This window comes from Paraburkholderia sediminicola (assembly GCF_046026675.1).
Lineage (GTDB): Bacteria > Pseudomonadota > Gammaproteobacteria > Burkholderiales > Burkholderiaceae > Paraburkholderia > Paraburkholderia sediminicola_F.
The window spans coordinates 1,115,426-1,127,529 of the sequence record NZ_JAQQEY010000002.1 but is presented as its reverse complement, the minus strand read 5'-3'; the positions used below and the strand labels follow the sequence as shown (position 1 = coordinate 1,127,529).

Annotated in this window: 8 protein-coding genes; 6 read left to right on the top strand and 2 right to left on the bottom strand. The window is 60.6% G+C overall.

The genetic code is table 11. The annotated features are described in order from the left end of the window. Positions 1 to 340: 340 nt before the first annotated feature. The gene (locus tag PQQ86_RS24955; protein ID WP_408273013.1) at positions 341 to 1,072 is read right to left on the bottom strand and encodes a FadR/GntR family transcriptional regulator; all 732 of its coding nucleotides are present in this window, start codon (positions 1,070 to 1,072) and stop codon (positions 341 to 343) included. A gap of 276 nt (positions 1,073 to 1,348) precedes the next feature. Here PQQ86_RS24955 and uxuA point away from each other — a divergent pair, with 276 nt between their 5' ends. From uxuA to PQQ86_RS24930, 5 genes are all read left to right on the top strand, one after another. Beyond that, positions 1,349 to 2,389: a mannonate dehydratase gene (gene uxuA, locus PQQ86_RS24950; protein WP_408273010.1), complete on the top strand. Its 1,041-nt coding sequence runs from the start codon at positions 1,349 to 1,351 to the stop codon at positions 2,387 to 2,389. Positions 2,390 to 2,478: 89 nt separating this feature from the next. Beyond that, positions 2,479 to 3,795, top strand: a complete 1,317-nt coding sequence (locus tag PQQ86_RS24945) for an MFS transporter (RefSeq protein ID WP_408273008.1) — start codon at positions 2,479 to 2,481, stop codon at positions 3,793 to 3,795. Between the two features lie 136 nt (positions 3,796 to 3,931). Beyond that, on the top strand, positions 3,932 to 5,149 hold the full coding sequence (locus PQQ86_RS24940) for a sensor histidine kinase (RefSeq protein ID WP_408273005.1): 1,218 nt from the start codon (positions 3,932 to 3,934) through the stop codon (positions 5,147 to 5,149). 468 nt (positions 5,150 to 5,617) lie between these two features. After that, positions 5,618 to 7,465, top strand: coding sequence for a S10 family serine carboxypeptidase-like protein (locus PQQ86_RS24935; RefSeq protein WP_408273002.1), 1,848 nt, complete (start codon positions 5,618 to 5,620; stop codon positions 7,463 to 7,465). Between the two features lie 61 nt (positions 7,466 to 7,526). Beyond that, positions 7,527 to 7,919: a 2-oxoglutarate dehydrogenase gene (locus PQQ86_RS24930; RefSeq protein ID WP_408272998.1), complete on the top strand. Its 393-nt coding sequence runs from the start codon at positions 7,527 to 7,529 to the stop codon at positions 7,917 to 7,919. Positions 7,920 to 8,407: 488 nt separating this feature from the next. Here PQQ86_RS24930 and PQQ86_RS24925 read toward each other — a convergent pair whose 3' ends face one another. Continuing rightward, positions 8,408 to 9,370, bottom strand: a complete 963-nt coding sequence (locus PQQ86_RS24925; protein WP_408272997.1) for a hypothetical protein — start codon at positions 9,368 to 9,370, stop codon at positions 8,408 to 8,410. Positions 9,371 to 9,768: 398 nt separating this feature from the next. Between PQQ86_RS24925 and PQQ86_RS24920 the strand changes: the two genes are divergently transcribed. Then, positions 9,769 to 12,087, top strand: a complete 2,319-nt coding sequence (locus PQQ86_RS24920) for a patatin-like phospholipase family protein (protein WP_408272994.1) — start codon at positions 9,769 to 9,771, stop codon at positions 12,085 to 12,087. The last annotated feature ends 17 nt before the right edge of the window (positions 12,088 to 12,104 follow it).

Sequence of the window (12,104 nt, the reverse complement as noted above, 5' to 3'; positions counted from 1 at the left end):
AGCGCGTTGGCCGCCAACGGGATCTACGAACGCATAGGCAACGGATAGGCAACGCGTTCGCAGGCCGGTGCCATGCGAATTGCGAAAACATCCGATATTGTTTGTTGATTATTGCGTGTGGCGCATTCAATAACGTGTGGATAGCGCGTGCTGACTACGGCATGGTTTTCAATTGAATTACGCGGGCGCATCTTGCGAGGCGCTGTCGAAAACGAACAGTGCAATCATATGACGTCGAAAATAAATTCCGCGTCAAAAATAAAAATGGCGTGGTGCGAAAAGAACACGCAAATGGCATGTTCAGACAACGTGCCGCGTCAAGCGTAAAAGATGCGCATCCTTATCGCCACGCTTGAGTAAACTCCCCCACCACGCGGGACAGATGCGACTGCATTGCCTCTCGCGCCGCGACTGGATCGCGGCCCATGATGGCAGCAAAGATGCGCTGGTGATCTTCCTGCGACGCCGCACGCATTGCCGGCGTATGAAAGTGTTCCTCGATCTTGGCCCACAGCGGATCACTTCGCGCACAGTCCCACATCGCGGTGACCATATGCAACAGGACCGCATTGCCGGTAGCTTCGGCAATGCGCATATGAAACTGACGATCAGCCGCGTCGTTAGCCTGCTTGTCATGCATCTGCTCGCGCATCGTGGTGAGCGCGGAGAAGATACGGTCGAGGTCGCTGTCCTTGCGCTCGGTTGCCGCGAGCGCCGCCACCTCGGACTCGATTAACGCGCGCGCTCGCAGCGTTTCGATCGGACCAGGGCCGCGTGGCAACTCGAAGGTCACCGGCCTGGCGCCGATGCCTGCCGACACATAGATGCCCGACCCGCCGCGCACTTCAACCACGCCCTGCACCTCCAGCGCGATGATCGCCTCGCGAACCTGCGTGCGGCTCACGCCGAATTTGTCGGCCAAGGTGCGCTCCGACGGCAATCTCGAGCCCGCTTCGAACTCTCCGGACGCCGCGATCAACGCGTGAATCTGTTTCGCGAGGCCGATGTACGAACGGTCTGCGGCTTCCGCGTCCTGTCTGTGGGCGAATGGCTGGGTGGAGAAATCGGTCATCAAGTGCTCGTGGATAGGCATAGCGAGGCGCCACCTGCGGCCCTCGCGCAAAAAATGGTACACCAATTTGATCCGCCAACGGCTTTCCCTTCATTTATACCAACGTCAACCGCTCGCTCATCACGCCGGGACAAGGCTCAGCACAGACATAGACTGGTAAACCACTATCGCCTCAAATTGGTCAACCAATCATAATCCACCTGAATCGGGAGACCGGACAACGCGATCCCGTCCCGAGCCAGCAAGGTCTGTGCAATCAATCCAAGGAGTGAAGTCGTGAAGATGTCTTTCCGGTGGTACGGCGAGTCCGATCCCGTCACGCTGCAGTACATTCGCCAGATTCCCGGCATGACGGATATCGTGTCCGCCATCTACGACGAGCCAGTGGGCGAAGTGTGGCCCGCGCACAAGATCGCCGCCCTGAAGTCGACGATCGAAGGGGCCGGTCTTCGGTTCGAAGTCGTCGAATCGGTGCCCGTGCATGAAGACATCAAACTCGGCAAGCCCAGCCGTGACCGTCTCATCGCCAACTATCAGCAGACCATCCGGAACCTCGCGGCGGCAGGCATCAAGGTCATCTGCTACAACTTCATGCCGGTGTTCGACTGGACCCGCACGGAGCTGTCGAAAACACTCGAAGACGGTTCGACGTGCCTCGCGTTCAGCACGAAGGAAATCGACGAGATCGATCCGAACAATGGCATTGCGCTGCCCGGCTGGGATTCGAGCTACAAGCCCGAACAATTGAAAGCGCTGCTCGCCGAGTACCGCGAAGTCGACGAAGCCAGGCTTTGGCAGCATCTGGAATATTTCCTGAAAGCGATCATTCCCGTCGCCGAAGAATGCGGCATGAAAATGGCCATTCATCCGGACGACCCGCCGCGTCCTATCTTCGGATTGCCCCGTATCGTGAAGAACCGTGACGACCTCGCGCGCATCGTGGGGATCGCGGACTCGCCGGCGAACGGCCTCACCCTTTGTTCCGGTTCGCTCGGCGCCGGACCGCAGAACAACGTGGAAGCACTCGTGCGCGAATTCGGCGGCATGGGGCGCATCCACTTCGCGCACATTCGCAATGTGAAGATCACGCCCGAGGGCGATTTCGAAGAATCGGCACACCTGTCCAGTTGCGGTTCGCTGGATATCGCCGCGATCGTGAAGGCGTATCACGACACCGGATTCACCGGCTATTTCCGTCCGGATCACGGCCGCATGATCTGGGGCGAAACCGGCAAGCCTGGCTATGGTTTGTACGATCGCGCACTCGGTGCCGTGTATATCAACGGTTTGTGGGAAGCGATGGACAAGCTTTCCTGAAGCCCGAATAAAACGATCCAGACAAAAGGCGCCGGCGCAGCGCACTGCCAGCCGGCGCCGCCATAACGCTATAAAAAAAGGAGACTCCAATGCCACGCATCCGATGGACCATGATCTTCATGTGTTTCCTCGCCAACGTCATCAACTTCGTCGATCGGGCCAACCTGGCAATCGCGGCGCCAAGCATTCGCGCGGAGTTGGGTCTGGACGCCGTCGGCATGGGGCTCGTGCTCAGCGCGTTCTTCTGGACCTACGCGTTCCTGCAACTGCCGGCCGGCTGGTTCATCGACAAGGTCGGCGTGCGTGTGAGTCTGGCGCTGGCGGTCGGCTGGTGGTCGGCCTTCACGATCGCTACCGGCGCGGCTCGCGGTCTCGCGCAACTTGTGGGCGTGCGACTGATGCTCGGCGTCGGCGAAGCCGCGGCGATTCCATCGTTCGCCAAGGTTGCGTTCAACTGGTTTCCGCGCAGCGAGCGCGGGCTCGCGAGCAGCATCTTCGATAGCGGCTCGCGGGTCGGCTCGGCGCTCTCGCTGCCCCTGGTTGCGTGGTTGATATCCCTTGTCGGCTGGCGTGGCTCATTCGTGATCACCGGGGGCCTCGGCGTTGTGTGGGCACTCGCGTGGTGGTTCATCTATCGTGACCCGGAGCGCTACAGAGCCATTGCCCCCGCGGCCGTCGACGCCTTGCTGGCACAGCGCGCCGCCCCTGCCGCAGCCGTTACCTCAGACGAAAACGCCGGCACCGTGTCGTGGCTCGATCTATTTCGCTATCGTACGGTGTGGGGCATGATGATCGGGCTGTTCTGCCTCAACTTCGCGATTTATTTTTTCATCACGTGGTTCCCGAGTTATCTGCTGCAGTCACGTGGATTCTCGCTTGCGTCACTCGGGACGTGGGGCATGCTGCCGGCGCTGCTGGCCATTCCTGGCGGCTGGCTTGGCGGCCTGGTGTCGGACAGTCTGTTCAAACGCGGATGGAGCGCAACCGCGGCTCGTAAGACATGCCTTGTGATCGGCATGCTTCTCTCGTCGTCGATCGCGTTGTCCGTAATGGTTCAAAGCACGTGGGCGTGCCTGGCACTGTTCGCGCTGGCCTATGCCAGTTTGTCGTTCGCCGGCGCCAATGTATGGACTCTGGTTGGCGAAGTGGCGCCGACACCCGCTCATGTGGCATCGCTCGGCGGCATCCAGAACTTTGCAGGGAATCTCGCCGGCATTTTCATCACCACGTTTACCGGGGTCATGCTGGCGATCACAAAGGGTTCGTTCGTGATTCCCCTGATGGTTGCGGGCTCGCTATGCGTGGTCGGCGCCCTGTCGTATCTGTTCGTTGTCGGTAAGGTCGAGCCGTTGCCTGTACTTCCACGCGCCCGAACGGCAAAGATTGCCGGACACGAAGCCGCTTGAACAACAATATCGGAGCCGCCGGGTTGAACGTCGTGTTCATCTGGCTCGGGTTACGCAAGAGGTGTTCCACAATCAGCAATTGCGGCCATAATGGGGCAGAAACTTCTATTAGAAACTCCACCCCGATGTACCCAATATGACCGAAACACGCGTTAGCCCGCTGCGCAAATTTGCCGATTTCGTTCGCGAGCAGCGGACGCGCCTGACCGCGCAATGGATGAAAACCGTTTTCGGCGACGTCGACCTCGTCGAAGCGGACAAGCTCACCTACCAACAGCTCGCCGATCACCTGCCGGAAATTCTCGAAGGACTATGCCTTGCGCTCGATGTCGAAGATCTAGAACGCGTCGAGCCGGCGATCGAATGCGATGCGAGAAAACACGGCCTGGTCCGCTGGCGTCAAGGCTACCGGATCGAGGAACTCGTGCGCGAGCTCGATCTGTTCCATCAGGTGCTCGCTGACGCGCTGGAAGAATTCTCCGACCTGGACAGCACGTTCACACGCCGTCATGAAGGACGGGCGCGGCGCCTGATCGCGGAAACGCTCAGCATGGTGACGCTCACGTCGATCAGGGAAGTGGTCAGCGAACGGGACCGCAAGATCGATGAGTACACTGGCAGGCTCGAGCGCGCCAATCACGAACTGACGCTCAAGCAGCAGCTGGTTGGCGATCTTTACGAGTCGCGCATGCAGATCACCCGCAGCGTGGTCCACGATCTGCGCAATTTCCTGAACGCGTTTTCGATTGCGCTGCAACTGATCGAACGGGCGCCTTCAAAGGCCGATATGGCGTTGACGCTGGCCAACCGGCAAGCCTCGGATATGAAGCAACTCGTCGACCAGATGGTCGAGTACTCCGTTGTGCTCGGCGACGGCACGCCGAACACGTTCGAGCCGGTTGATCTGCATGCGCTTTACGATGAACTCGTTGCCTCCTCGCGCCCGGCCATCGAAGTCAAAGGACTGAAGTTGCGCACAGCGTTCGACCCGGCGCTATCCGTAGTCACGTCCAATCGCCTCAAGCTTAAGCAGATTGCGGTCAATCTGCTCTCCAACGCGACGAAGTACACGAAGTCCGGCGAGATCCAACTTGCCTTCGCAATGGCCGATGCGGAGCACTGGTCGATTCGCGTGTCAGATACCGGCGTGGGCATCGCACCTGTGGACGCGAACCGCGTTTTCGACGAATTCGAGCGCGCTGCAGGCGATGATATTCCCGGCACGGGCCTCGGCCTCGCGATCGTCAAGGAGCTTTGCCGCGTGTTAAACGGTCAGATCGATTTTGTCTCACGCGAAGGCGTTGGGACGACGTTCGAAATCCGGTTCCCGCTCGTGCTGGCAGAAGCCGAGTAATCCCTGCCGGCATCCAGCGTCAGAACTGGATGTTCAGTACATTTTAATTATTACGATTAACAAACAAATACATTTAACTTCGTAATAAATAATCGATTAACTCATACGGGCTCCGCGCCCCGACTGGCCGGCTCTTACGCGACTTCAAGCACAATTTCCCGAAGTCGCAATTACGGAAATCCGGTACATCCTTGACAAAGGCCGGTGGCGTCACCTATTTTTCATCTGCCGCCAATATACGAATATTCGATTGCGGAAAAATTCCCCGAAAAGAACCGGAATATCCAAACCAGATATTTAGTTATTCTACGCATACTGCATAGAGATCTTAATCTATGCGCTTTGAAGTAAGTTGGTCTCACCGCTGCATGCCGACGATGCATCACCAATATTTCGAACTCCGATATATTTTCATCGGCGATAGCGGCCTTTGTGAAACGGTATCTGAAGCCACCACCAAGGATAGAGATGAAACGAGACGAGCGTCTTTCCGGCAATAGCCAACATCGCCAAAACGGGCTGCCGGGCCTGGGAATGAGTCTGGGAACATTAACGGTCACGATCCTGCTTCTCGGCGGATGCGGCGGAGGGGACGGCGGTTCGTCCTCCGGCACGGCTGTGAGCATGCAGCAGACTGCAGCGAATCAGCAGCTCAGCGCGCAAGCCGCCGCGCAGTCGCAATCGCCAACGGCCAATCAAACCTATATCGACCCGGTCGCCTATTCGGGCAATGCCACAGATGGCCTCGCGCCGGCTCAGGCCTCCGAGAAGGCTGCGGTCATGCACTACCAGTGGACCCAGGGCAAAACACCGATCAACTACATCACCACGACCGGCCACTTGACGGCCACCGATTCGAGCGGCAACCCCGAAGCCACGATGTCCTATGTTGCGTACACCGTGCCGAGTACGAACGGCTCGCCGCGACCTGTCACGTTCGTCTACAACGGCGGCCCGGGGTCCTCTTCCATCTGGCTGCGGCTCGGATCGTTCGCGCCGACGCGGGTCGCCACGCCCGACCCGGTGTTCGGGAACTGGCCGAATTATCCGCTCGTCGACAATAAGGAGAGCCTGATCGACACCACGGACATGGTCTTCATCGACCCGCCCGGAACAGGTCTTTCCGAGGCGATTCTGCCGAATACGAACCAGAAGTACTGGACGACCGACGCGGACGTCAACATCATGCGCGACTTTATCCAGCGCTATCTGACAGTCAATAGTCGCAGCAGCTCGCCGATTTATCTGTATGGCGAGTCGTATGGCACGCCGCGCACCGACATGCTCGCGTTGGCGCTCGAATCGGCCGGCGTGCACCTGACCGGAATCGTCCTTCAGTCTGCAATCCTGAACTATTTTGCAGATGCGATCGAGGCCGTCGCCATCACGAACTCGACCAGCGCGCTGGCATTGGATACGGATACGCTGGCCGGCTATTTCCCTGGCTACGCGGAAGTCGCGGCTTACTACAACCAGGTGTCACCAGCACCGCTTAATCAGGACCTGTACGCGTACCAGGCAAGCCTGTTCGTCACGGCCGAATACGACAAGTTCAGGCGGTATTCGCAGTCGTGGGTGCTCAGTCAGCTCGGCGTACCGGACGCTCTGGGCACGCCGGTGTTTCCCAATGCGAAAACACTTCAGTCGTGGGCCTTGCCATCCAGTTTGACCCTGCAGGCGCTACAAGGCTACTTCGGCGCCAACCCGTTCTCGACGAGCCTCATACCAGGCACGACGATCGGCCGGTACGACGGACGAGTGTCATTGCCGAACTCGGATCCGCGTCTGCAAAACGACGGTGACCCGTCCGACATCCTGATCTCCCAGCCGTTCACCACGGCTCTGGCAACGCAGATGCCTGACTACCTGGGATACACGGCGCCGAACGCGACCTACTTGCCGCTGAACGACAATATCATCAACGTATGGGACTTCTCGCATGACGGAAAGCCTTTGCCCGATACGATCCCGGATCTGCTGGGCGCGCTGACGCTCAACCCGCAGCTCAAGGTACTCTCGGAAAACGGCTTTCATGATCTGGCCACACCGTTCTTCAATACCGAGAAGCAACTGGCACGGCTGCAGACGGTACCCGGTCTGAATCCGGACTTGCAGGTCAACTTTTTCCAGGGCGGACATATGATCTATCTGGATGATGTTGCCCGTCCGCTGATGAAACGGGATCTGGTGCGCTTCTACCGCGGCACGCCACTGCCGGATGCGCTCGCCCTCTGGACTCTGCCTCCGCCGTGGCGCGACGAAAGCCCCGCCGGTCAGCCGACCACTACTGCCACGGCGCAAGCTACGGCACCCTGACTGAACTGACGCGATGTGCCTCGTTCGCGATACTCTATTCACTCAATCAATGCGAGTCATCATGTCCCTTTTCGATATGTTGCGGCGTGTCTCCCCGTTGATCGTCCTCGGCTGCTTTATTGGCAGCGCGCATGCGTTACCGCCACAAGCGGTAGCGCCGGCGACGCCGCCAAACGGGGCCAGGGGAGTCGACGGTCCGTTCTTTCCTCAAAACCGTGCTACTCCCGTCACGCCGTCGACCGGCACAGCACTGCAGCAGGAAGCCCAGCAGCGGCTTGAAGCACGACTGGGAGCGAACACGGCTCTCAGCAATGGCGCCGCGGTCACGAAAACGCAGGCTCAGACTGCGGGGCTCGGCTACGTTGCCAGGCACTTCGATCAGATCGACACGAGCCACAAAGGAAGCGTGACCATGAGCGACGTCAGACAGTATCTGCAGCAGCAGGGCCGGTAGCGACCGGCCATTGGTCAAAGGCATGTCTTTCTAAAGGACCGCATTTGACAATGCGCGAATGGCCGCTCCGGCCATTCGCGCGTTTCGGCGTTTCGTTTACCTCGTCCCGGCGTTCCCGCCAGTCGGCAAACAGTCGCCCATTGCCCCGCCGCGGTCGCTCAGTCCCCGCATCACTACTTCGGACGACTTGCCATCGCGTCTCGCCAATTCGGCGAGGTCGAGCAACGCTGCGTATTTCGCCGAACAGTCCGGTTCGGATTCAATCGCTCGGTGCACAGCAGGCATTTCAGTGCTTGCTATGCCCTCACCGACTGCAATCGCTATCCCCGTTGCAACTATCATCGTTGCCAACGCGCCGACTTTGCATAGCGTTCGTGTGCGTGCCGCGTTGAAACGTGGCCGCAGCGTCTGAGCACTTCCCTGCTCGCTCATCCACTGCGGACCGGTCCGGCCGGCCTCCTCGCCGGTCCTCACTCGCACGTTTTCGCTCATGACCAGTGCGCCGGCACCCAGACATTCCCCACCCAGTGCCCCGGCACCCACACGACAGGGCGCGGCGCAGGAGCCACATACACAACACGCGGTGCGACATACACAGCCGGCGGCGGGGGCGGCGGAACGTAGACAACCGGAGGCGGCGGCACATACACAACCGGCAGCGGAACAACGACTGGAGGCGGCACGACAACAACCGGCTTCGCTGCAACCACTACCGTCGTGCTGCCTGTCGTGACGACGCCGGTAGTCGTGACCGTTCCGCTCGTCGTCACGGTGTTGCCGTGCGTGCCCGTCGTGCTCGTCGATGTCGTCACGACGCCCGGTGCTACACGCGTTGCCGTGCCGGAATGATTGACGGTTCCGCCATCAGACCCGGTCACCGTGCCGGAACGTGAGCACGACGCGCCCGCGCAGTTGGTCGATGCCGAGTGGTTGACCGTGTTGCCGTTCGAGCCCGTGACCGACCCGGACGACGAATACTGGCCGGGCGCGGTTTTGGTCACATCGCCTGAGGTCGTGGCTGTTTTACCGTCCGGTCCGGTGAGGGTGCCGGTATGGGCACACGTGCCGCCCGCACAGTTGGTGTCGCCGGCGTGCTGGACCTGGTTGCCGTAGCGGCCGGTCGCAGTGCCCGAATTCGAAAACTGGCCCGGCGCGTTGCGGGTCACCGTGCCCGTGTTGGTCGCCACGCCGCCGTAAGGGCCAGCCACGCCGCCAGCATGCGAACAACTACCGCCGCCACACGAGCCGTAACGCGCGCCGTTATAGGTGCCACGCGAAGTGTAGGCGGTGCCATGCTGCGACCAGGCGGAAGCGGAAGCGCTGCTGAGCGCGAGCACGGTAACGGTTGCGGTGAGCGCGAGCTTGCGCAGCGCGCCACGTACGGATGCAGCGGGCGTCACGGAGGCAGGGGAAGCGGCGGTGGCTGCGACGACGAACGAACAGTTTTTCACGGTATGTCCTTCTTGATTTCGGGCCACTTCTGCGCACTGCGGCGTGGCGACAAACGGACTATAGAAGAACGCCTGGATTTAATCAGCAGCGAAGATATGTCACCCTGTTTCACCATGACAGAGGCCCGCTGGGCAACGCTTTCCGGGCGATTCGGAGGCGTCGTGACACAAGCTGACATAAATTGTTTCGGGTCGGGTTCCGCCCGTCAGGCAGGCGGCGTCAATTCAGATACCGCGCTCACGCGCCGGAAGTCGCATACCGCCGCGATGCCGGATAAAAAGCCTCAGGACTACGTTTTTCCGCAAACGCGCGTTTGCACCCAATCACCTGTTTTTACCGGGGCAAAACCATGTAATCTCTCGGTTTTCTTCCGGCATCAAAACAGATGAGTCGAGCGTTGACGAGCGAACAACTTCAACAAACGGCGGCGCACGCGCATCGCCGGCCCATCGTTCTTCGTTTTCGCTGCACTGTGGTGCTGCTGGCGTGTGGGGTCGCCTCCTTCGCACGCCCCGCTCTCGCCGCCGAATCCGCGTGCAGCGCAGAAGCCGGTCCCGCCGGCCGCCCTTCCGTCGGTCTCGTGCTGTCGGGCGGCGGCGCGCGCGGCTATGCACACCTCGGCGTACTGAAGGTGCTCGAGGAAAACCGCATCCCGGTCGATTGCATCGCCGCCACCAGCATGGGCTCCGTGGTCGGTGGCCTGTACGCGAGCGGTATGACGGCGCAGGACATGCAAAACCGCCTCGCGGGCATCAATCTCGCGGACATCGCGTTCGACGTCACCGACCGTGCCGATCTACCGCAATCGCGTCGTGAAGACGAGCGGCTGTATGTGAACAGCCTTTCGCTCGGCTTCGGCGCCAATGGCTTTCGCTTGCCCGTCGGGCTCGTCCAGGGCAATCGTTTGCAAGCGCTGCTGCAGGACTGGACATCCGCCGTGCCGGGCAACGTTTCGTTCGACCGGCTGCCGATCCCCTATCGCGCGATCGCAACCGATCTGCGCACCGGCCAGAAGGTGGTGCTCGATCGCGGTTCGCTGCCGCAGGCGATTCGCGCCAGCATGGCATTGCCCGGCCTGTTCGCGCCAGCCGATATCGACGGGCGCACGCTGGTGGACGGCGGCATCGTCAGTAATCTGCCTATCGAAACGGCGCGCGACATGGGCGCAAAAGTCGTGATCGCGGTCGATATCGGCTCGCCGCTGCGGCCGCTGGATGCATTGGCTTCCCCTGCCGACGTGATGCAGCAGATGATCGGCATCCTGATTCACCAGAACGTTGCGCGGCAACGTGAACAGTTGCAGGCGGGTGATGTACTGATCGAACCGGCGCTCGGCTCGCTGAGCTTCACCGATTTCGCCAACGCGAGCCAGGCCATCGCCGCCGGCGCCGCTGCCACGCGTGCGGCTATGCCGCAGCTTCAGCATCTGGCTCTTTCGCCTGCCGACTATGCCGCGTGGCGCGCCCGGCACGGTACGCCCGCGATGCATCCCGTGCGGATCACGCAGATCGAGATCGCCTCGCAAGGCGTGGTGCCCGAGGCACGGATTCGCGCCGCTTTGCACGCCAAACCCGGCGATGTCTACGATCCGGTCGCGCTCAACAAGGACTTGCTGGCGCTCACCACCGCGGGTGACTTCGACAGCGTGAGCCAGCAACTCGTCGACGACGGCGACGCGCACACGCTCATTGTCTCCGCGCAGCAGAAGCTGTGGGGGCCGAACTTCCTGCTGTTCGGGCTGGGTTTGTCGAGCAGCTCGACAGATGAAGGCGGCTTCCGGCTGCATCTCGGTTATCGCCGGCCGTGGCTCACGTCGTCAGGGCTCGAAGGGCGAGTGGACGGGACCGTCGGCAGCGATCTGATCAACCTGCATGCGGAGCTGCGGCAGCCACTGTCGAGTTCTTTCGGCTATTACGTGGCGCCTTATCTCGAGTTTCAACGTCGCTATGCCAACCTCTACGACGATTCCGGCAACGTCAAGGTCACGCAATACAGTTTGCAAACGGAGCGCGCCGGGCTTGATTTCGGCGTACCGCTCGCCCGTCTCGGCGACTTCCGTATCGGCGTGGCATACGCGCATGGCTACGCGTCGCCGCAATACAACTTGCCGCTCGAGGATGCGTTTAACTCGCCGCTGCTGTTCCCCGATATCTACGGGCGGCAGCTCAGCGCGCGCGCACGTCTCGTGATCGATCAGCTGGACGATCCGCTGTTTGCCCGCAAAGGTTATTTCGGCGAACTACGCGTGGAACGTTCGTTGTTCGCGGGCAGCGACAGCTTCACCGAGGTATACGGAAAGAGCCTTGTCGCGGCAAGCTATGGACGGCATAGCATCAACGCGAGCATCGAAGCGGGCAACGACTTCGGCGGCACCAATCTGACGAATCCGTTCGGCTTCACGCTGGGCGGTTTCCAGCATTTGTCGGCCTACGCCGCCGACCAGCTGTCCGGCAATTCGATGGTGTACGGCCAGATCACCTATATGAATCAGCTTGCCACGTTCAACGCGTCGCCGATTCGCGGTTTGTTTGCGGGGCTGAGCATTGAAGCCGGCAACGTCTGGAACCGCGATTCGACGTTCGGCAGCGGACCGCTGAAGCGCAGCGTGACGGTCTTCACCGCGATGACCAGTTCATTCGGACCGATCTATCTGGGTGTAGCGTTCGCACCGGGCGGCCGCCATAACTTTTACTTCCAGCTGGGACATACCTATTGAGGCTGCGCGGGTACGGT

Excerpts from the sequence above, each read along its gene's own strand:
- PQQ86_RS24955 (WP_408273013.1), bottom strand. The coding sequence starts at position 1,072 with ATGACCGATTTCTCCACCCAGCCATTCGCCCACAGACAGGACGCGGAA.
- PQQ86_RS24945 (WP_408273008.1), top strand. The coding sequence starts at position 2,479 with ATGCCACGCATCCGATGGACCATGATCTTCATGTGTTTCCTCGCCAAC.
- PQQ86_RS24940 (WP_408273005.1), top strand. The coding sequence starts at position 3,932 with ATGACCGAAACACGCGTTAGCCCGCTGCGCAAATTTGCCGATTTCGTT.
- PQQ86_RS24935 (WP_408273002.1), top strand. The coding sequence starts at position 5,618 with ATGAAACGAGACGAGCGTCTTTCCGGCAATAGCCAACATCGCCAAAAC.
- PQQ86_RS24930 (WP_408272998.1), top strand. The coding sequence starts at position 7,527 with ATGTCCCTTTTCGATATGTTGCGGCGTGTCTCCCCGTTGATCGTCCTC.